This is a genomic window from Mycobacterium sp. IDUB_36, from assembly GCF_055419225.1.
Genome location: NZ_JBVAXH010000001.1, coordinates 1750629 through 1772035 on the forward strand (window position 1 = coordinate 1750629; position 21407 = coordinate 1772035).

The 21407-nt window shown below is 65.8% G+C and carries 16 protein-coding genes; 7 read left to right on the forward strand and 9 right to left on the reverse strand.

Annotated features, from left to right (window positions below; translation table 11 throughout):
* Position 1 precedes the first annotated feature (1 nt).
* From ACZYW1_RS08605 to thiO, 6 genes are all read right to left on the reverse strand, one after another.
* Positions 2 to 1444 (reverse strand): M28 family metallopeptidase, encoded by a 1443-nt coding sequence (locus ACZYW1_RS08605; protein WP_463787759.1) that lies wholly within the window; start codon positions 1442 to 1444, stop codon positions 2 to 4.
* A 98-nt stretch (positions 1445 to 1542) separates the two neighbouring features.
* The gene (locus ACZYW1_RS08610) at positions 1543 to 2502 is read right to left on the reverse strand and encodes an anti-sigma factor RsbA family regulatory protein (protein WP_463784922.1); all 960 of its coding nucleotides are present in this window, start codon (positions 2500 to 2502) and stop codon (positions 1543 to 1545) included.
* Between the two features lie 72 nt (positions 2503 to 2574).
* Positions 2575 to 3336 carry an SGNH/GDSL hydrolase family protein gene (locus ACZYW1_RS08615; protein ID WP_463784924.1) on the reverse strand — a complete coding sequence of 254 codons (762 nt, stop codon included), beginning with the start codon at positions 3334 to 3336 and terminating at the stop codon, positions 2575 to 2577.
* On the reverse strand, positions 3333 to 4091 hold the full coding sequence (gene thiG / locus ACZYW1_RS08620) for a thiazole synthase (RefSeq protein WP_463784926.1): 759 nt from the start codon (positions 4089 to 4091) through the stop codon (positions 3333 to 3335). The genes ACZYW1_RS08615 and thiG overlap by 4 nt, the downstream gene beginning before the upstream one ends.
* Positions 4084 to 4281, reverse strand: a complete 198-nt coding sequence (gene thiS / locus ACZYW1_RS08625; protein WP_463784927.1) for a sulfur carrier protein ThiS — start codon at positions 4279 to 4281, stop codon at positions 4084 to 4086. The genes thiG and thiS overlap by 8 nt, the downstream gene beginning before the upstream one ends.
* Entirely contained in the window at positions 4281 to 5294 is a 1014-nt protein-coding gene (thiO, locus tag ACZYW1_RS08630) for a glycine oxidase ThiO (RefSeq protein ID WP_463784929.1), read from the reverse strand. Before thiO ends, thiS begins: the two co-directional genes overlap by 1 nt.
* A gap of 178 nt (positions 5295 to 5472) precedes the next feature.
* Between thiO and thiE the strand changes: the two genes are divergently transcribed.
* The gene (gene thiE, locus ACZYW1_RS08635) at positions 5473 to 6159 is read left to right on the forward strand and encodes a thiamine phosphate synthase (protein WP_463784930.1); all 687 of its coding nucleotides are present in this window, start codon (positions 5473 to 5475) and stop codon (positions 6157 to 6159) included.
* Here thiE and ACZYW1_RS08640 read toward each other — a convergent pair.
* The gene (locus tag ACZYW1_RS08640; RefSeq protein ID WP_463784932.1) at positions 6136 to 6759 is read right to left on the reverse strand and encodes an NUDIX hydrolase; all 624 of its coding nucleotides are present in this window, start codon (positions 6757 to 6759) and stop codon (positions 6136 to 6138) included. The genes thiE and ACZYW1_RS08640 overlap by 24 nt on opposite strands.
* A 221-nt stretch (positions 6760 to 6980) precedes the next feature.
* Between ACZYW1_RS08640 and glnX the strand changes: the two genes are divergently transcribed.
* From glnX to ACZYW1_RS08655, 3 genes are read left to right on the forward strand one after another with little or no spacing between them, the layout of a single operon-like run.
* Positions 6981 to 8300 (forward strand): protein kinase G-activating protein GlnX, encoded by a 1320-nt coding sequence (glnX, locus tag ACZYW1_RS08645; RefSeq protein ID WP_463784934.1) that lies wholly within the window; start codon positions 6981 to 6983, stop codon positions 8298 to 8300.
* Complete coding sequence (locus ACZYW1_RS08650) at positions 8297 to 9271, forward strand: glutamate ABC transporter substrate-binding protein (RefSeq protein ID WP_463784936.1); 975 nt, start codon at positions 8297 to 8299, stop codon at positions 9269 to 9271. Before glnX ends, ACZYW1_RS08650 begins: the two co-directional genes overlap by 4 nt.
* Positions 9271 to 11526 (forward strand): serine/threonine-protein kinase PknG, encoded by a 2256-nt coding sequence (locus ACZYW1_RS08655; RefSeq protein WP_463784938.1) that lies wholly within the window; start codon positions 9271 to 9273, stop codon positions 11524 to 11526. The genes ACZYW1_RS08650 and ACZYW1_RS08655 overlap by 1 nt, the downstream gene beginning before the upstream one ends.
* Positions 11527 to 11581: 55 nt before the next feature.
* Here ACZYW1_RS08655 and ACZYW1_RS08660 read toward each other — a convergent pair whose 3' ends face one another.
* Entirely contained in the window at positions 11582 to 12100 is a 519-nt protein-coding gene (locus tag ACZYW1_RS08660) for a hypothetical protein (protein WP_463784942.1), read from the reverse strand.
* A gap of 2737 nt (positions 12101 to 14837) precedes the next feature.
* Between ACZYW1_RS08660 and ACZYW1_RS08665 the strand changes: the two genes are divergently transcribed.
* The 3 genes from ACZYW1_RS08665 (at position 14838) to ACZYW1_RS08675 (ending at position 20446) form a co-directional block, all read left to right on the forward strand.
* Complete coding sequence (locus ACZYW1_RS08665; RefSeq protein ID WP_463784944.1) at positions 14838 to 15560, forward strand: hypothetical protein; 723 nt, start codon at positions 14838 to 14840, stop codon at positions 15558 to 15560.
* A gap of 1369 nt (positions 15561 to 16929) precedes the next feature.
* Positions 16930 to 19539 carry a glycosyltransferase gene (locus tag ACZYW1_RS08670; protein ID WP_463787760.1) on the forward strand — a complete coding sequence of 870 codons (2610 nt, stop codon included), beginning with the start codon at positions 16930 to 16932 and terminating at the stop codon, positions 19537 to 19539.
* Positions 19540 to 19648: 109 nt separating this feature from the next.
* Positions 19649 to 20446 carry a class I SAM-dependent methyltransferase gene (locus ACZYW1_RS08675; RefSeq protein ID WP_463784946.1) on the forward strand — a complete coding sequence of 266 codons (798 nt, stop codon included), beginning with the start codon at positions 19649 to 19651 and terminating at the stop codon, positions 20444 to 20446.
* On the opposite strand, the gene ACZYW1_RS08680 is transcribed toward ACZYW1_RS08675, so the two are convergent.
* Positions 20433 to 21206, reverse strand: coding sequence for a TylF/MycF/NovP-related O-methyltransferase (locus tag ACZYW1_RS08680; RefSeq protein WP_463784948.1), 774 nt, complete (start codon positions 21204 to 21206; stop codon positions 20433 to 20435). The genes ACZYW1_RS08675 and ACZYW1_RS08680 overlap by 14 nt on opposite strands.
* Positions 21207 to 21407: the final 201 nt, after the last annotated feature.

Sequence of the window (21407 nt, forward strand, 5' to 3'; positions counted from 1 at the left end):
GTCATTTCTTGTCGAGTTGGTGGCGGGTGCGGTCCTCACGGACCGGAACTCCGTTGCGACCGGTGATGTCCTGGGCGTAGAAGCCGGTCACGTACGCCACACCGCCGCCGTTGACACCCAATTCAGCACGGTCGATGTGCTCCAACGTGTCCGTGCTCTTGTGATAGTTGGGGTCGAACGCCTCGTCCGCGGGGCCACCCCACAGCTTTGACTCGTCCGCCGACTTCTTGTTCTCCGCTCCGGAGAACAGCCCGCCCGCCGGAATTCCGGCGACGGTGAAGCCGTCGTAGTCGGACCTGCCATCGAAAGAGGTGTCCTGCGGCGTCTTTCCGGCCGCGTTGAGGTAAGCCGCGAAGGATCGCTCGATGCCGGCGGAACCCTCGGGCACCACCGGGTTGCCCCGCTTGTCGGCCGGCAACGACTGGTCGCCGTCGTAGGTGAAGTATCCCGGGTTCGGCGAGGCGAGCATGTCGAAATTGAGGTACAGCGCAATGTCCTTGAGCGCGTTGACGTCCAAGGACTCGACGTACTTCCGCGATCCGATCAGTCCGAGTTCCTCGGCCCCCCAGAAGCCGAAGCGCACCGCGTTGTGAACGCTCGGCGACGGGCCCAGTTGCAGCGCAGTCTCCAGGACCGCTGCCACCCCGGATCCGTTGTCGTTGATGCCTGGTCCTTCGGGAACGCTGTCGAGGTGGGCGCCGGCCATCACCACGTCGGTGGCCGAGCCCGTCTTGGTCTGCGCGACCACATTGCGTGCGGCAATGGTCCTGGTGTCGGCGGACACCTGCACCGTCGCGGGCCCGGTCATCGTGCGCAGCAACGCGCCGTCGGATTTGGTGACACCGACGACTGGGATCTTCACCTCGTTGGTCTCACCGAGGGTGCCGGCGATGGTGTCCTCGACCACGTTGTCCGCCACAACGATTGCCACAGCACCTTTTTGCGCGGCGGCGCCCGCCTTCTGCGCGAAGGGGCAGGTGCCGCGATCCACCAGCACGACGGCGCCGTTGACCGGGAGGCTGTCGTAGTCGGCGGGATTACAGCCTGGGCTGCCATCGACTGGCACGGCGACCAGCGGGCCGGTCACCCCGACCGGCGGGGTGCCGACGCTGTACTCCAGCGCCCGCACGTCGAATTTCTTGTCCGCGACCGTCGCCGACCCCTTCTCGGCGTGGAACACGTGCGCCTCGAACTGCATGGTCTGTACGTCAAAACCCTTGTCCCGCAGCTTGCCCACCACATAATCGACGCTGGCGTCGTAGCCGGGGGTACCAACCGCGCGGGTGTTGTTGTTGGCGTTGGCGATGTCCTGCAGCTTCGTCAGGTGGGCCATTATCGCGTCGGTACTGACCCGCCCGCGCAGCGACGCGGCAAAGTCCGCAGCCGATACCGGCTTCATCGAGCGGGCGGTGTCGGAGGGGTCGCAGCCCCCGAGTGCCAGCATCGTCGTCACGGCAGCAATGAACAGCGGAGAAAATTTGGTAGCCATTGGGCCCCAGGTTAGACGTCCCCGTCGGATAGCACCCGGCATCTGAGCCCGTGTCAGCTCGCCGCGACCGAGGGACCGTGGCGGCGTAAGTAGGCGTGAATGGTTGTGCCTTCCGATGTGGTGTGTGTGCGCAGTAGGTCGGCGATGGCGTTCACCACGAACAACCCGTAGGGCCCCATGCCGCCCGAACCGGGTGGGCGACGCCCCGCCAACGGATCCGCCCAGTGACCCATGTCGCGGGCCTCGCACACGACGAACCCGCTGTCGTACCAGAACGCGAGCTGGCAGGGGCCGCCGGCGTGGTTGAGGCTGTTGGTGGCGAGCTCGGTGGTTACCAGGAGAAGATCGGCGACCCGATCGGCGTCCATCCCGAGCAGTCGACCGTAGCGTTCGGCGCATTTGCGGGCTCCGGCGAGATCCAGCGCGTGCTCGACGGTGTGGGTCACTGCGGCCGGGCTGGTGCCCAGCGGCTGGTTGCACTTGTCGAGAGCGGCGTCGACGGCGTACTCCGGGCAGTGGTTGCGCGACCCGCCCGACCATATCTCCGGGTGGGTGAGCCGGACGTGGTCGAGGACGCTCGCGTCCAGGCAGGAGGCGTCATACGGGCAGAGCCCGATGATGTCCGAGCCGGCGAACGCGATGTTGGCCAGCGCTTCGTGCTGCATGCAGGCGAGGTACTCGGATTCCGTTCGTCCGGCCCAGGCCGGCTCGGCGACGATGCGTACCCGCTGATCCGGGTGTCGTTCGACGAACGAGTACTGCCCGGCCAAGATGCGGCCCGGGTTGCGGCCGAAGTCGACCATGTCGGCCATGGTGACCTCGTCGGCGGCGTCACCGAGCGCCCCGAGCAGTGACACCAACCGATCGCCCGGGACAGCGACCAGCACCGGCTCCTGCTGCTGCAGTCCTTCGGTGATGAAGTGCATCAACGACTCGACGTACTCGTGCTCCGAGTAGTAAAAGAGCGCGGAATGGTCGAAGCCCCGAGTGTGCACGTGTTCTTTCAGTGTCATGTCATTGAACAAATCCGTAGGCATAACTTGCCTGCACAATTGCGTCGTTAGATTTACCCGCGCGCCGCGAAACTAATCAGTTCGGTGCAAAGCCTGTTCTGAAACCAGGTCGGCCACTGCGCGCATACCCGCGGCATTGGGATGGAATGGCGCCGGGCGCCACGGCAGCGGCCAGCCCGCGGCCGTCGTCCAAGGTTGCGCTGACCAGCCGTGATGGTCCCGGCTGGCCTGCGCGGCGGGCACGATTTCGCACCCGGTGGCGCGCGCGGCAGCGGCGGTGGCCTCCTCGAGACGCGCGGCGACGAACCGGCCCAGGTCGGCGTGTTCGGCCGACAGCGGTGCCGCGGCCGCACCGGGTTCGGGCAGCAGCGTGAGGTAGTCGACGAACATCACCCGAGCCTGCGGCGCCCGCCGGCGCACCGCGGTCCCGACGGCCTGCAGCGCAAACCCGAGCCCGTCGAGCGCCTGCTCGCGAGCGCCGGGGTCGAGGAGTTCACGCACGGCAGGCAGACGCCACGCCAGTCGCGGCAGTGCGGCGGCCATCAACAGCGGAACGTAGCCCACGTCGTTGCCGCCGATTGTGACGGTGACCAGCTCCTCGTTGCCATTCAGCGCGTCGATCTGCGGCGGGGCGCTGCGTTGATGCTCGGTCAGCACATGCGCGGTGGTGGCACCGGAGAAGGTGACGTCGACCAGGTCTAGGTTCAGCCGCTCGGCGACCAGGTGCGGGTAGTTGCGCGCCGACCGGGCCGACCCGAACGGCGCATCCGGGGCGGTCGGCTTGATGCCGGGCCCCGCGGCCATCGAGCTGCCGAGCGCCACATACCGACTCATACGTCGGGGCTGGACGCCTGCGCCCAGAACCGCTTGGGGATGCGTCCCGCACGGCGGGCCAGGTAGCCGGCGGTGACGGCGGCGGCCATCGCGGCGGCCATCGACGGTGGGTCGGCCGCACGGGTCACCGCTGTCGCCAACAGCACTGCGTCACAACCTAATTCCATCGCCAGGGCGGCGTCGCTGGCGGTGCCGATGCCGGCGTCCAGCACGACGGGGACACCGGATTGAGCCACGATCATCTCGATGTTGTGCGGGTTGGCGATGCCCAGGCCGGTCCCGATCGGCGAACCGAGTGGCATCACCGCCACACATCCGATGTCTTCCAACCGTTTCGCCAGCACTGGGTCGTCGTTGGTGTAGGGCAGCACTACGAAGCCATCGTCGACCAATTGCTCTGCGGCGCGGACCAACTCGACGGCATCGGGCAGCAGCGTGCGCTCGTCGGCGATCACTTCGAGCTTGACCCATTCGGTACCGAGCGCCTCGCGGGCGAGTTGAGCGGTCAGCACCGCTTCGGCGGCGCTGCGACAACCCGCGGTATTGGGTAGCGGTGTGATTCCCAGGCGGCTCAGCAGATCCAGCATGCCGGTACCGCCTTCGGCGTCGACCCGGCGCATCGCGACCGTGGTCAACTCGGTGCCGGAGGCGGTCAATGCTTCTTCGAGCACGGCCAGATTGGCCGCTCCCCCGGTGCCCATGATGAGTCGCGAGGTGAACTCGCGTCCGGCAATGGTCAGCTTCGAATCAACCACCCTGCACCGCCGTCACGACCTGGATGTCAGCCCCGTCGGAAAGTGCTGTGGCCCATCGTGATCGCGGTATCACGGCCTGATCGACAGCCACTGCGATGCCGCGATCCGGAAAGCCCAGCGACTGCAGCAGCGCGGCGACGGTCATCTGATCGTCGACCTCGACCCGTTCGGCATTGACGTTCACCATCATCACGCGACTCCAACCGGAATGAGTTCGGATGCAATCTGTTCGGCCGTCCACGGCGCCAGCAGGAAACCGGACCGGCCGTGGCCGGCCGCGATCAACGTCCGCGCGTCGAGCCGTCCCACCAGCGGCAGGTTGTCCGGCGTCATCGGGCGCAAACCGGCGGTGCACTCGGCGAACTCGTACTCGCCGAGCGCCGGCAGCACCGCGCACGCGTCGTCGAGCAGATCACGCACGCCAGAGACCGTGGGCGCGGTGTCGCGGCCGTGCTCGTACTGGGTGGCGCCCACGACGACGCCGTCGGCGCGTGGCACCACATACACCTGACGTCCGTGCACGCGGGCGCGAATCACGCGCTGCGGCAACGGCATACACCCTTTGCGCCACCGCAGTCTCAGCACTTCGCCCTTCACCGGGCGGATCGGCAGACCGGGCCACAACGACGGGGCGTCGATGCCGTTGGCGATCACGACCGCGTCGGCCCGCACCGAGCTCAGGTCGCTGACGGGTCCGCCCCACCCGACGCCCAGTTGCTCGCAGGCCGCACTCAGCCCGTCGAGCAGGGCACGGTTGTCGACCGCCAGTTCGGTGGGCGCCCGGAAACCATGGCGAATACCCTGCGCCAGCATCGGTTCCACATCGCGGACCGCGGACTCCCACACCACCGGGTGCCCCTGCGCGGACAACCAGTCGGCGACCGTGCGCAGGTCAGCGACATCGGCGCGGTCCACCGCGACCGTCAGGGACTCGCGTGCCGTGATCACGTCGGCGGGCAGGCCGTCGGTGAATCCGCCGTCCTGCCAGAGCCGCAACGATTCGAGCCCCAGATGCAGCAGCCGCTCTTCACCGGGCCAGCCCTCGCTGTGCGGCGCCAGCATTCCGGCGGCCGCCCACGATGCGCCGTGCTGTCCGGACCGATGCACGCGCACCGACCAGCCGGCTCGAGCCGCCCGGCGCGCCACGGCCAGCCCGATGACGCCGCCGCCGATGACGGCCAGCGATCTCGACTCCGATGGCACCTTCGCTCCCTTCGCCGGCATGATCCGGATCAGGTGTGACGGTAAGGGCTGGCGTGCCCACTCTCAGACCCCGGCTTGCGCGAATTTGCCGGCTCCTTGACAGACCTTGTGGCCTGCGTCGTCGCCGTGCCCTGGGACTCCCGTGTCGACTCACCACGGTAGTCGTTAGCGTCGCGGTGTGCATCAACCTCATGACCCCGCCCCCGGTCTCCTCGACCGGCTCGCCGGCGCCCGGCTCTACCTGTGCACCGACGCCCGTCGTGACCGCGGCGACCTCGCCGAGTTCGCCGACGCCGCACTGGCCGGCGGGGTCGACATCATCCAGCTGCGGGACAAGGGCTCGGCGGCTGAGCAGCGGCTGGGTCCGCTGGAGGCCCGCGACGAGTTGGCCGCGCTCGAGGTGCTCGCCGACGCGGCGCGCCGGCACGGCGCCCTGCTGGCCGTCAACGACCGCGCCGACATCGCCCGAGCCGCCGGGGCGGACGTGCTCCACCTCGGCCAGGACGACCTGCCGCTGACCGTGGCGCGCGACATTCTGGGGTCGGGCCCGCTGGTCGGCCGGTCGACCCACGACCGACAGCAGGTCGCCGCGGCCATCGCCGAGGACGTCGACTACTTCTGCGTCGGGCCGTGCTGGCCCACGCCGACCAAGCCGGGCCGTCCGGCACCCGGGTTGTCGCTGGTGCGGTCGACCGCCGAGCTGGCCTGCGACAAGCCCTGGTTCGCCATCGGTGGCATCGACGCGGATCGGGTGTCGGAGGTGCTGGAGGCCGGCGCGAAGCGCATCGTCGTCGTCCGGGCGATCACCGCCGCCGACGATCCGCAGGCGGCCGCCGCGCAACTAGTTCGGCACTTGCAGCAGTGAGCTGATCCGCGAGCTGAGCTCAGACGGCTCCTGATCGGGGCGGCCGGCCGTGCACCAGACGAAGACGCCCGCTTCGATTTCTATCGTTCGAGGCAGGGTGCGGCGCAGCTGATCGTCGTGGCCCAGCGGCAAGACTTCGGGCGCGGTGCGCAGGCGCTGCCAGCTGGCCGCGAATCCAGGGTGCAGCGGCAACTCGTCGACCTCGTCCTCGCCGACCCAGCGCATCTCGGCACTCTCGTAGTTGGCCACCGTCTGCAACTGCTCAGCCGCGTCGGCGACGACGGTGGTGTACGTCCAGTCGGTGCCGCTGGCTGCGGCGGTGACCACCGTCGCGCGCACCGCAACGAATTGGGCGGTCAGGCCGGCCTCTTCGTGCGCTTCGCGGACGGCGGCCTCCTCGGGGCTCTCGTGACTGTCGCGGGCACCGCCCGGCAGGCCCCACGTCCCACCCTGGTGGCTCCAGGGCGCGCGGTGCTGCAGCAACACTGTGGGCGAGCCATCCGGTCGCGGCGCTCGCAGCAGTAAGCCGGCCGCACCGAATCGACCCCAATGCGCGCTGCCGGTGTCCGACACCACCCATCCGTCACCGTCGCCACGCACGCGTTCAGGATAAGCACGCCCGACGACGAGGCGGCCGCGCAACGGCCCGAGGAGGACCATGGCAAGTAAGCAACGCACATGAAACGCACGACCCGGGTCGCAGACCGGTAACGAGTGAGGAAATCTGAGTAAGCAGGTCCCCGCATCTCAGGAAAACACTCTTAGACTTCACTTAATACAGTTCGTGACGCCCACGCCTGAAAGATGAGGTCCGAACAGACGTGACCGTTGAGTTGGCGCACCCGTCGACTGAGCCGCTGGGTTCGCGGTCGCCGATCGAGCCGGCCCACCCCCGGTGGTGGTTCGTGGCGACCACACCCGGCCGCATCCTGTCGATCGGTCTGGTGCTGGCCATCCTCGGCGGCCTCAGCGCCTTCGCCACCTCGACCACCATCAACCAGCGCCAACACGCGCTGACGACGGTGTTGAGCCACACCGAGCCGCTGGCGTTCGCCGCAGGCCGGCTCTACACCACCCTGTCGGTGGCGGACGCGGCCGCCGCGACCGCCTTCATCGCCCGGGCCGAGCCGCGCACGGTCCGACAGCGCTACGAGCAGGCGATCACCGACGCCGCGGTCGCGGTGACCAGGGCCTCGAGCGGGCTGACGGACGAGCCGCTGGTCCAGTTGCTCGGGCGAGTCAACGCCGAACTAGCGGTGTACACCGGGTTGATCGAGATCGCGCGGACCAACAACCGCGCCGGCAACCCGGTCGGTTCGTCCTACCTTTCCGAGGCCTCGACGCTGATGCAGTCGACGATCCTGCCCGACGCGGCACGGCTCTACAGCCAGACGTCCGAGCGGGTCGACGCGGAAACAACGGCGTCCACCCAGATTCCGGCTCCGGTGATTCTGATCGTGACTTTCACCGCAATCTTCGGCGCGTTCGCGCACCGATGGCTGGCCCGTCGCACCAAACGACGAATCAATCCCGGTCTGGTCGCCGGTGCGCTCGCAATTCTCGTTATGGTGGTCTGGGTGGGAACCGCGCTGGCGATATCCACCAGCGGCAGCCGCAGCGCCAAAAATACTGCGGCAGAGTCACTGAAGACGATCACCAACCTGTCCATCAGTGCGCAGCAGGCACGTGCCGACGAGACCTTGTCGCTGATTCGGCGCGGGGATGAAGAGGTCCGCAAGCAGTCCTTCTACGAACGCATCGACGCCATGCACAAACAACTCGACGACTACCTCGCCCGTAGTGATGCCGTCGACAAGAGCGACTTGCAGGGCGCCGACAAACTGCTGAATCAATGGCGCCGGGCCGATGACCGGATCAACTCCTATATCTCGGTGGGTAACTACCGGGCGGCGACTCAGGTGGCGCTGGGTAACGGCGAGGACGACTCCACCCCGGCATTCGACAAACTCGATCGCGCGTTGGTCAAGGCGATGGAGCAGAGTCGCCACGAGTTGCGTGACGACGTCCTCAACGCACGCGCGGGACTGGCCGGCGCCACCGTCGGCGGCATCGTGCTTAGCTTGGGCGCGGCGGTCGCGGTTGCCCTCGGCCTGTGGCCCCGGCTGATGGAGTACCGATGATCGGGCGGCGGCTGCGGATGTGGTTCGCCACCGCGGTGACGGCGACTGTGCTGGCCGGTTGCAGCGAGTCGGGGTCGATGGTGGTGGCGCCCGCGCCGACCCTGCCGCCTCCTACCCCGGCGGGGATGCAGATGTCGCCGCCGCAGCCACCGCTGGCACCGGACACGGCGGCGAACAACTGCAACCCGACCGAGAGCCTGCGTCCATTCGACAATCCGGCCGACGCCGAGGCAGCGGTGGCCAATATCCGCGCCCGCGGCAGGCTGATCGTCGGCCTGGACATCGGCAGCAATCTGTTCAGCTTTCGCGATCCGATCACCGGCGAGATCGTCGGCTTCGACGTCGATGTGGCGGGCGAGGTCACGCGCGACATCTTCGGCAACCCGGCGCAGGTGGAGTATCGGATCCTGTCGTCTGACGAGCGCATCACCGCGCTGCAGAAGGGCGAGGTCGATGCCGTCGTCAAGACGATGACGATCACCTGCGAGCGCCGCAAGCAGGTCAACTTCTCCACCGTGTATCTCGATGCCTCGCAACGCATTCTGGCCCCGCGGGATTCGCCGATCACCAAGCCGGCCGACCTGTCCGGCAAGCGGGTCTGTGTCGCCAAGGGCACCACGTCGCTGCACCGGATCCGCGAGATCGCGCCGCCGCCACTCGTTGTCGAGGTGGTCAACTGGGCCGACTGCCTGGTGACGCTGCAGCAGCGCCAGGTCGACGCGGTGAGCACCGATGACTCGATCCTGGCCGGCCTGGTCTCCCAGGACCCCTACCTGCATATCGTCGGACCGAATATGGGCACGCAGCCTTACGGCATCGGGGTTCAGCTGGACAACACCGGCCTGGTGAAGTTCATCAACGGCACACTGGAGCGCATCCGTCGCGACGGAACATGGAACACGTTGTACCGCAAGTGGTTGACGGTCTTGGGTCCCGCTCCCGCACCGCCGAATCCGAGGTACGTCGACTGATGACCGAGCAGCCGGTGGACCCGGAGGACCAGGACGCGGACGACGCCGGTCCGGCCACCCAGCCTGCCGACTCGATGGCCGATACGTCATCTCAGAGTCGCCCGATCGCCACGCAGGCGATCTTCCGGCCCGACTTCGACGACGATGACGACGACTTCTCGGTGCACATCGGGGACTCGATGCCGACGACCAAGCCGGCGACCCGGGCTCCGGTCCGCCGGCTAGGCGGTGGACTGGTCGAGATTCCGCGAGTCCCCGACATCGACCCGCTCGAAGCTTTGATGCCGAGTCCGGTTGTGCCGGAATCGAAACGGTTCTGCTGGAACTGCGGACGACCGGTCGGCCGATCCGACTCCGAAGAGAAGGCGCCGTCGGAGGGCGACTGCCCATACTGCGGTAGTCCGTATTCCTTTCTGCCGCAGCTCAATCCAGGTGAATTGGTGGCGGGTCAGTACGTCATCAAAGGTTGCATCGCCCACGGTGGACTGGGCTGGGTTTACCTGGCGCTCGATCGCAACGTCAACGACCGACCAGTCGTGCTCAAAGGCCTGGTGCACTCTGGCGATGCCGAAGCGCAGGCGATCGCCATGGCCGAACGGCGCTTCTTGGCGGAGGTCGTCCACCCGTCGATCGTGCAGATCTTCAACTTCGTCGAGCACACCGATCAGCACGGCGAACCCGTCGGTTACATCGTCATGGAATACGTTGGTGGACAGTCACTCAAGCGTCGCAAAGGTGACAGGCTGCCGGTAGCCGAGGCGATTGCCTACGTGCTGGAGATCCTTCCGGCTCTGAGTTATCTGCACTCGATCGGCCTGGTCTACAACGACCTGAAGCCGGAGAACCTCATGCTCACCGAGGAGCAACTCAAGCTGATCGACCTCGGCGCCGTGTCGCGGATCAACTCCTTCGGTTACCTCTACGGCACACCGGGCTACCAGGCGCCCGAGATCGTGCGGACCGGGCCGACGGTGGCCAGTGACATCTACACCGTCGGACGTACGCTCGCGGCGCTGACATTGAAGCTCCGGGCCCGTGGCGGCCGCTACGTCGACGGCCTCCCCGAGGACGACCCGGTACTGGCCGAGTACGACTCGTTCGGCCGATTACTGCGCCGGGCAATCGATCCCGACCCGAGCCGACGATTCGCGAGTGCCGAGGAGATGTCCGGTCAGCTGTCCGGTGTGCTGCGCGAGGTGGTAGCCCAGGACACCGGTGTACGACGGCCTAGCCTGTCGACGATCTTCTCGCGCAGTCGTGCGACGTTCGGCGAGGCCCTGCTGGTCGCCCACACCGACGTGTACCTGGACGGTCACGTGCACTCGGAGAAGTTGACCGCCAAAGAGATCGTCACCGCGCTACAGGTGCCTCTGGTGGACCCGGCCGACGTCGCGGCACCGCTGCTGCAGGCGACTGTCCTGTCTCAGCCCGTGCAAACCCTCGATTCTTTGCGCGCATTCCGCCATGGCGCAATGGATTCCGAGGATATAGACCTGTCAGACTCCGTCGAGTTGCCGTTGATGGAAGTCCGAGCGCTGCTCGACCTCGGAGACGTCGCGAAGGCGAATCGGAAGCTGGATGATCTGGCCGAACGGGTGGGCTGGCGCTGGCGATTGGTATGGTATCGCGCCGTCTCCGAATTGCTCACTGGCGACTACGATTCCGCGAGTAAGCACTTCAGCGAGGTGCTCGACACATTCCCCGGCGAGCTGGCGCCGAAGATGGCATTGGCCGCGACGGCCGAGCTGGCCGGCAGCTCAGACGAACACAAGTATTACGAAGAAGTGTGGAAGACCGACGACGGAGTGATCTCGGCGGCCTTCGGCTTGGCCCGGGCCCAGTCGGTTGAAGGCGATCGGGGTGGAGCGGTACGCACGCTCGACGAAGTCCCCGCAACGTCAAGATATTTCACCACCGCGCGGCTGACCAGCGCGGTGACGCTGCTGTCTGGACGATCGGCCACCGACATCACCGAGGATCAGATCCGCGATGCCGCACGACGAGTCGAGGCGCTGCCGCCTACCGAGCCGCGGGTGCTGCAAATTCGTGCGCTGGTGCTCGGCAGCGCGTTGGACTGGCTGGGAGACCACGAGGCCAGCACCAACCATATTCTCGGCTTCCCGTTCACCGAGCATGGTCTGCGACTCGGAGTAGAAGCGTCGCTGCGCGGACTGGCTCGGGCCGCGCCCACTCAGGCGCATCGCTACAAGCTGATTGACATGGCCAACCGCGTTCGGCCTACGAGCACTTTCTAGTTCTGGTGCGGGTCGCGACGGCGGACGTCCCGCGAGCCGTCGCGGGACATGAGCGTCATTTGCACAACTTGCCGATTTGAGCGCCTTCGACCTCGAGATCGTGGTGCAACGGATCAATGACGGTGTGGCCATCACTCATTGCCAAGTAATTGATGCCCATTTTCTGCAGGGTATTGGCAACGGTGTTGACGGCTTTTGCGAGATCGGCAGGCGTCGCCGGCTCCGCTGCGACAGTTTCTCGGAGATATGAACCGCCCCCCAGCATGGCCAACCGAACGTTGGCGGCCACCGACAATTGGGCGACCGGGTCTCCGGGCAGCGGGTTGGGCGTCCCTACCCAGACCGACTTATGGACCGGTGCCCACGCGGCGCAGACATTGGCTTTGGCCCGAGAAATTTGTTCACCACTGTAAGACTGCGATGATCCCGGGTGAAGCCATGCGGCAATCGCAACGGCTGCAGCGACAACGGCGATCACCAATGCTGAAATTGCCAGCGCACGTGGAGAATTCCATGTGACGCGTTTGCTCGAGCTGTCCTCACGGGCAATGTCGGTGGTAGACGTGTGAGTCATCAGGTGACGATATCGCACGAAATCGCAACCCGTCGGCGCTTTGTAAAGCTGGCATCGCGAATCCTAATTTAGTTCAAGGGATTCGGAACGAGGCAGTCGTTTGAGTGGTTATCCGACCACAATCGGTGTGCACCGCCCGTTCGTCAGATCCCTTCGGTCGCTGAATTCTCATGCAAAGGGATTCCGATGACGGCGGAATGGTAATTGGTGCGCCCGAAGGCGGTTGACCAAACGCCTTGTTCGGTCAACCGCCTTAGGTCCTGGCGCATCGGCGCCGGCGGGTCGCGTCTGCCTTACGGAACCGAAGTACCGGTCAGAGTCCGAGCAAGCGGCCGGTGGCTCCGGTCGCACCCGTGGCACCTGTAGCGCCGGTGGCTCCGGTCGCACCCGTGGCTCCCGTAGCGCCGGTGGCTCCGGTCGCACCCGTGGCTCCGGTCGCACCCGTGGCTCCGGTAGCGCCGGTGGCTCCGGTCGCACCCGTGGCTCCGGTGGCACCCGTAGCACCCGTGGCTCCGGTGGCTCCCGTAGCGCCGGTGGCACCCGTAGCTCCCGTGGCGCCGGTGTCACCGGTAGCGCCCGTGGCCCCAGTGCCGCCCGTCGCACCGGTAGCGCCAGTGGCGCCCGTGTCACCGGTAGCGCCAGTCGACCCCGTTGCTCCGGTCGATCCGGTTCCGCCAGTCGCACCCGTCGAACCCGTCGCTCCCGTGGCACCCGTCGAACCGGTAGCGCCGGTGGCACCCGTGTCACCAGTCGCACCCGTCGATCCCGTTGCGCCCGTGGATCCGGTGTCGCCAGTCGCACCCGTCGAACCCGTGGCACCCGTCGAACCGGTAGCACCCGTGGCCCCGGTCGCGCCCGTGTCACCAGTAGCACCAGTGGAACCCGTCGCTCCGGTCGATCCGGTGTCGCCAGTGGCACCCGTCGAACCCGTGGCACCCGTCGAACCGGTGGCACCCGTCGCACCGGTAGCGCCGGTCGCGCCCGTGTCACCAGTAGCACCTGTCGAACCAGTCGCACCCGTCGAACCGGTGGCACCCGTCGCACCGGTAGCGCCGGTCGCGCCCGTGTCACCAGTAGCACCAGTGGAACCCGTCGCTCCGGTCGATCCGGTGTCGCCAGTCGCACCCGTCGCTCCCGTGGCACCCGTCGAACCGGTAGCACCCGTGGCCCCGGTAGCGCCCGTGTCACCCGTCGCACCAGTGGAACCCGTCGCTCCGGTCGATCCGGTGTCGCCAGTCGCGCCAGTCGAACCGGTAGCGCCGGTAGCACCCGTGGCACCGGTAGCGCCCGTGTCACCGGTCGCACCAGTGGAACCCGTCGCCCCGGTCGATCCGGTGTCGCCAGTGGCACCCGTCGCTCCCGTGGCACCCGTGTCACCCGTCGCACCAGTGGAACCCGTCGCCCCGGTCGATCCGGTGTCGCCAGTCGCACCCGTCGAACCTGTAGCGCCGGTAGCACCCGTCGCGCCCGTGGATCCGGTGTCGCCAGTGGCACCCGTCGAACCCGTCGCTCCCGTGGCACCCGTCGACCCGGTAGCGCCCGTGGCCCCGGTCGCGCCCGTGTCACCCGTCGCACCAGTGGAACCCGTCGCACCCGTCGCCCCGGTCGATCCGGTGTCGCCAGTCGCACCCGTCGAACCCGTAGCACCCGTGGCACCGGTAGCGCCCGTGTCACCCGTCGCACCAGTGGAACCCGTCGCCCCGGTCGATCCGGTGTCGCCAGTCGCACCCGTCGAACCAGTCGCACCCGTGGCACCCGTCGCACCCGTGGCACCCGTCGCACCGGTAGCGCCGGTAGCACCCGTGGCCCCGGTCGCGCCCGTATCACCAGTAGCACCAGTGGAACCCGTCGCGCCCGTGGATCCGGTGTCGCCAGTCGCACCCGTCGAACCAGTCGCACCCGTCGAACCGGTGGCACCCGTTGCACCGGTCGCGCCCGTGTCACCAGTAGCACCAGTGGAACCCGTCGCACCGGTCGAACCGGTGTCGCCAGTCGCACCCGTCGAACCCGTGGCACCGGTGGCACCCGTGGCCCCGGTCGCGCCCGTCGACCCGGTAGCACCGGTAGCGCCCGTGTCACCCGTTGCACCAGTGGACCCTGTCGATCCGGTGGCACCGGTAGCGCCCGTCGAACCGGTAGCACCCGTTGCACCCGTTGCACCGGTCGCGCCCGTGTCACCAGTCGCACCAGTCGATCCCGTCGCACCCGTCGACCCGGTAGCGCCAGTGGCGCCCGTGTCACCCGTTGCACCGGTCGATCCGGTGGCACCGGTAGCGCCCGTCGAACCGGTAGCGCCCGTCGAACCGGTAGCACCCGTTGCACCGGTCGCGCCTGTGTCACCAGTCGCACCGGTAGAACCCGTCGCCCCAGTCGACCCGGTAGCGCCAGTGGCGCCGGTCGCGCCCGTGTCACCGGTCGCACCAGTTGATCCGGTCGCACCTGTGGAGCCGGTCGCACCAGTCGATCCGGTCGCACCTGTAGAGCCGGTCGCGCCCGTCGATCCGGTCGCACCTGTGGAGCCGGTCGCGCCCGTCGATCCGGTGGCACCTGTGTCACCGGTCGCACCCGTCGCACCAGTAGAGCCCGTCGCACCCGTCGATCCAGTTGCGCCAGTGGAACCCGTCGACCCGGTCGCGCCCGTGGAGCCGGTGGCACCTGTATCACCGGTCGCACCAGTAGATCCCGTCGCACCCGTCGATCCGGTCGCACCAGGACCACCCGGACCGCCGCCGCCGGCATGGCCGTCGTCACCATCCGCTCCGGCAACCCCGTCGTGACCGAAGATTCCGCCTTGCCCGCCGTCGCCGCCGAGCCCACCGTCACCCGCGTAGCCGCCCACACCGCCGACGGCCCCTGGGCCACCGGCTCCGCCGAACCCGCCGTTGCCGGCATCGCCGCCGGCGCCACCGTTACCGCCGTTGCCGATAAGCGTTGCGCCGTAACCGCCGACGCCGCCATCGCCGCCGTCACCGCCCGCGTGGCCGGGCCCGCCGGGGACGCCCAGCAACACACCGTTGCTTCCGTTGGCACCGCTGGCGCCATCGCCGCCCAAGCCGCCGTTGCCGCCGTTGCCGAAGAAGAAACCAGTGACGTTGCCGCCGTCACCACCGTCGCCGCCAGCGCCTCCGGTGCCGTCACCCAGCAAAACGCCGGCGCCACCGTCGCCGCCGTCACCCGCGATGCCGTAAAGGGTGTCGCCACCGTCCCCACCGGCTCCGCCGAACAGCGCATCTCCGCCGTCGCCCGCGTTCCCGAAGTAGGCATCGCCACCGGCACCACCCACACCGAAGATGTCGGTGCCACCGTCTCCGCCGTCACCGAACCACAAGCCGCCCGCTTCGCCGGTGGCCGCAGCAAGTGTCCCACCGTCGATGCCGTCGGCGCCGTTGCCGATCAGGATGCCAGTCCCCCCAATTTGGGACCAGAACAAGTTGAAACTGTTGTCCCACTGGATGGTTAGGGGACCCAAGAAGGTCGTGCCGTTGATCCAGTCCTGCTGGAATGCATGGATCGGTTCATAGAAATACGTCTCGTACAGCTGCGCGAAATCGGTCGAGACGGCTGCCGAGCTCATGGCATCAGGACTCGACACCCCCACGAGCGCGGAGTCGACAAATGACGGGTCGATGTTCAGTGAGCCCAGTGCGGCGTCCACACTCGCCGGGTCGAAGGTTGCGGCGCTGGCCAAGGCGGCATCAAGACTGTCGAGCCAGCTGGTCAGATCGAGGGCGAGTGCGGGGTCGACACTCGAGAGCGAGTTGATGATGGGGTCGATAACGAGGTCTTCGATCCCATCGGCTTTGGCCGGCGGGACGCTGAGGATCGGGCCTAGCCCGAAAGTGATGAACGCGCTGGTTGCACCGCTGAGACCAATGACTTTGCCGACGCCACGCTCGAGCGCCTTGCTTGACCGCCGCTTCGCCTTCTTCTTGGCGTGTCGACCAGCCATGGTGTTCCCCTTCGAACGCGGCCTGAGGTCCAGCTGAGACAGGACTCAGTTTTGGCTTTAGACCAGGCTAAAAAGCCTCAGTTTGGCTGAGGCACTGCTAGCCGGGCTCCTCTGAGATGACCACTGGGTCACACCCTGATCACTGCAGCCGGCGTCGTGAGAGGCAATCGATAGACCCCGAGAAAATGCCGTTGAACAGGACGAAACGCCCTCCGGTAAGCAGCCGCGGTGGCGACCGCGGAGGGCACCTCGGGACGCGGCTAGAGCGGTGCCGTTGCAACCACGCATTGCCCCTCCCGGCTTGGCAGTAGATTCTTCTCAGGTTTCGCTAAGGTACGACTTTGTGGGCAATCCCACAATCGAAATGCTCCAAATTCTCGGAAGAATTTTTCTGCGGGCCTCTGAACAGGCATTTTGAGCGCGCAATCCTCCATCTCGCGCGTCGCAGCGGGCCGCACACCACTCCCCTGGGCCTGTCGACGAGCTCCCGACGAAGCCGGGAGCAACTCAACCTAAGCTTCTTCTCAGCTTTAGCTCAGGTTTGGAGTTTCTGTGAGCTCTGCCGGTGCGGCCCAGGAATCGGATTTTGCTCGATCGGCCAGTGGAACGGCGTCCTGATGTCCCAACGCTGAACGACGACTGCGCAACGGTCCGGACTCGTCGTGAGTCCATGCCGACGCCTTGCATCCCAGCCACTGATTCGACTCACACACTCCACGTACTCCGCCGACTGCAGCCTGGGGCCGAATCTTGTTCGCCCACGCAATTATCCGAGGGGGAGTCGTGCAGTTATCCGATCCGCGACGGGCTCCGCAGTTCCCGCCTACGATTTGGCACTGTGTCCGAGCCGGTGATCGCGCGTCCCGCGATCTGCCTGAACATGATTGTCCGGAACGAGGCGCACATCGTCCACGAGGTGCTCGACTCGGTGGCGCCGTACATCACTTCGTGGGTGATCGTCGACACCGGCTCAGACGACGGAACCCAGAACGCGATTCGCAGCCACATGTCCCGGCTCGGCATCCGCGGTGAGCTACACGAACGCCCGTGGCGCAACTTTGGACACAACCGCACCGAAGCGTTGGTTCTCGCCCAGGGTCACGGCGACTACATCTGGGTGATCGACGCCGACGACATAGTAGTAGGCACACCGGATTTCGCTGATCTGAGCGCCGACATCTACAGCATGCGCATCGGACGAGCCGAATTCACTTACTGGCGGCCGCAGCTGTTTCGCGACGGGGCGCGGGTGCGCTACGAGGGTGTGGTGCACGAGGGCATCGCCGGAGAACCGGGCCAAGTGCAAGCGCTGCTGCCCGGCGAGTACTACATCGAATCGCGCAGGCTCGGCTCCCGCAGCCAGGACGCTCGCAAGTATGCCCGCGATCGCGACCTCTTGCTCGCCGAGGTCGAACGTAACCCCGAAGACACTCGATCGGTGTTCTATCTGGCCCAAAGTTATTACGATTTAGGAGATTTCGTCAATGCGCGTAAATGGTACGCGCGGCGGGCCGAGATGGACGGCTGGGATCAGGAGATCTACTACTCGAAGTGGCGGATCGCGGAGTCGATGGCGCAACTAGGAGAATCGTGGCCCGACGTACAGGACGCGTACCTGAGGGCCTGGGAGTACCGGCCGACCCGAGCTGAACCGCTGCATCTCCTGGCTCGCCGGTATCGCCTCGAGAGACGTTTCGAGCTCGGTTACCTTTTCGCCCAGCGGGCCACTCAAATCCCGCTGCCTGGTGAAGACAACCTCTTTGTCAGCGCGGACGTCTACACCTGGCGTGCGGCCGATGAACAAGCGATCTGCGCGAGCTGGATTGGCAAGCACGCCGAGGCATTCGACCTGTGCCGACAACTCGTGGCCCGCCCCGGCGTCCCCGACGACGACCGGCGACGGGTCGCCGGCAATCGCGACTTCAGTGTCCCGAGCCTGGTCGAATCTGCCTTGGCATACCCGGAGGCGGTGGTGCGGCGCCTCATCCCCAACTCCGACAACGCTGACACGGTGGTGAGCGTGCTAGCCGGGCTTGATCGGAGCACCACCGAACAGACGCTGAATACATTTCTAAATTGCTGTCTCGACGCATGGCGGATCAAAAGCATCCTGATCCTCGACGCCGGGTTGACCGCTCAAGATCGCGCGACGCTGCAGTCTTATTACCCGCTAGTCGATTTCATTCCGGACGTTCCCGGAGACAGTCCTGACGCCCAGTTCGCACGACTGCGCAACCGTGTCGACGGACGTCTGTGGCTACACCTGGGTTTCGGCTGGCAGTTCTTCGCGGCCGAGAACTACATCACCCGGCTGGCCGCCGTCCTCGACGCTGAAACACGAGTATTCCAAGCAGGAATCAACTTCACCGATGCGGCCCAGCTGACCGGCACCTGCGCCGAGGAAGCAACCGTACACCGCACTCCCGAAGCCGGCCGCTACGTATTGACCGACTCCGCTGCTGTCGGTCCGGCGATGTTCGATACGACGCGAATGGACTCCCGCGGCGCCGCGAACCAACACTCGATGACGGCCACACTCGACGAAGTACTCTGCATCCACTCGGGTGCCGCGCCACCGCAGCCGACGGTGAATCAACCCGACGTGGACGGAAGTCTGACCGTCCGCTCGTCGACGCGATTCGCCGTCGCTGTCGTGTCTCCCCCTGACTACCAGCACAGCGAGGTATTCCGCGAAATTGCCGAGGGCTTCCACTGTGCACTTTCAACACTCGGCTACGACTCGGTCCTGACGAACCGTCTCGACATGGACGACCGTCGCACCATTGTTCTCGGCTCCAACCTCCTCGCCACCTTCGACATCGCACCCCCTCAAAACCCCATCCTGTTCAATCTCGAGCAGGTCTATTTCGAGTCGGCCGAGTCGGTCTGGATGACGCCCAGGCTCCTCGACCTGTTCCGGCGCTTCCCGGTTTGGGACTACAGTCAGAGCAACATCGATCGCCTGACGGCGCTTGACGTTCCGGATATCACGCACGTCCCGATTGGGTATGTCCCGGAACTGACTCGAATCAGCCCAGGCCACGAGGACATCGACGTACTCTTCTACGGATCGAACAGCGACCCGCGCCGCCGCGCAGTGCTCGATGGCTTGCGTAGTCGAGGCCTGAACGTCAAAGAACTGTTCGGCGTCTACGGCGCTGAGCGTGACACGTGGATCGCCCGCTCCAAAGTCGTCATCAACATCCATCTGAGCTACTACAAGGCACAGGTCTTCGAAATCGCGCGCGTGTCTTACCTTCTGGCCAACAGACGTGTCGTGGTGTCGGAGCGCGGCGCAGATTCTGCCGAGACACGTGACCTCGAGGCCGGCATAGCCTTCGCCGAGTACGACGAACTTGTTGACCGATGCGTGCAACTCTGCGGTGACGAGTCCGCCCGCCGCGCGCTCGGCGAACGTGGCTTTAAAGCCTTCTCGGCTCGTAGCCAAGTAGATATCCTCCGTCGCGTTCTGGCGTCAGATCGCACATAGCGGCGTGGTCCCTTTTGCTGCTGTGCGCCAACGGATTGTGGCCCAAAAGCGTAACCGCCAACGAGGCCTCGAACATGCCGGTAACTGTTACCGTTACCCGCGAAGCTCGATGCGATTCGAATTCAGTCGCGCACGTGAGGGGGCCGAGAAGGTGCACGATTTCAATCAGGCGAGTGGCACATTCCAGATGCTCGGCGTGCCATACCTGGAATTTCTGACGGCTTTGCACGCCAACCTCGCGCCGCGCACCTACTTGGAAGTCGGGACCGAGAACGGCACCTCGCTGGAAATCGTCAATTGCGATGCGATTGCGGTGGACCCGAGATTCCAGCTGCGCGCCGGTGCTACCGGCAACCGTCGACGCACTTTTTTCTTTCAGATGCCGTCGGATGCTTTCTTCGCCTCAGAAGACGTACCTGGTTTGCTCGGTGGCCCAGTCGATATGGCTTTCCTGGATGGCATGCACCGGTTCGAGTTTCTGCTGCGCGATCTGATTGGCGCCGAAGCCGCCTGTCATTCTCGCTCACTGATACTGCTGCATGACTGCGTGCCGCTGAATCCGCGGATGGCGCTGCGGGCGTATCAGCAGGGCGACGCCACCGAGGGTGAGACAGCGTTCTTCTGGACGGGCGACGTGTGGAAGCTGCTGCCGATTCTCAAGGAGTACCGACCAGACCTCCGGCTTCACATACTCGACTGTCCGCCGACGGGCTTGGTCGCAATAACGGGGCTTGACCCCACTTCGCGCGTGCTCGCGGATCATTACTACGAAATCGTCGACAAGCATGCGGCCCTACACATCGACGAGATTCAGCTGAAGTCGTTCTGGGACGACCTGAGACTGACCGACTCGCGTCCGCTCTGCGAAGAACCCGACCGACTGACCGAACTATTCAGCCTTTTCTGATGGGTTTGTGGTCGACGCGCCAGTAGGTCCCGGTTCCATCGATGGGCAAGATCGGCGACGTAATCCCATGGCGATCGCGGAAATCGTGAACGGCTTTCGCACATGGCGGAAGGAAGTAGTCGTCGACTATGACGAACCCACCGTAGGAAACCTTGCGGTAGAGGGCATCTAGCGCTTCTATCGTCGACTCATACATATCGCCGTCGAGCCTCAAGACGGCGAGCCGGTCGATAGCGGCGCCCGGCAGAGTGTCCTTGAACCATCCTTCGAGAAAGACAACCCTCTCGTCCAGAAGACCGAAGCGCCGGAAGTTGTCTTCGACGTCATCGCGCGACACCTGCAGGCGGGTATGGGTGTAATGCTGATCGCCGGTATCGGCGGGGAAACTTTCAGGGTCCGGTGGCGGCAGCCCTGCGAAGCTGTCCGCGACGAAGACGCGACGCTCGTCGTCGCCGTAAGCTTCCAAGATTCCCTTCATGAGAATGCAGGCGCCGCCCCGCCAGACGCCGGTCTCGATGAAGTCACCCTTGATGCCGTCCAGAAGTACCGTCTCGCACGCGTGGCGTAGGTTCCGCATTCGCACGCTACCGATCATGGAGAATGACAGTGACGGCCAATCTTTGCCCAGAAGTCGTTTGTTCGGGTCGAACTCACCGCCGGACCAGATATCGCAGGGGGCATCCTCGAAAAGCATGCCGGTCAGCGAGGCCTCGAGCAGATTGAGGTAGCGCTGGACCATTCGGCCGCGTCCGTCACTCATCGTGGACCAGATTCCTAACTGAGCTTCGCTTCTCGGGACGAGATGTTGACTGAAGTTGTCGACGCTCTGGCAAGAGTAGATGAATTGGTTTCGCGATATGGGCGATACGCCGTGAACGTGATGACCGACCACAGCCACGCTCACGCACCGATTGAACTTTCTGGAATTCGGTCATCCGGCCGAGACCTGTGATAGAGCTTC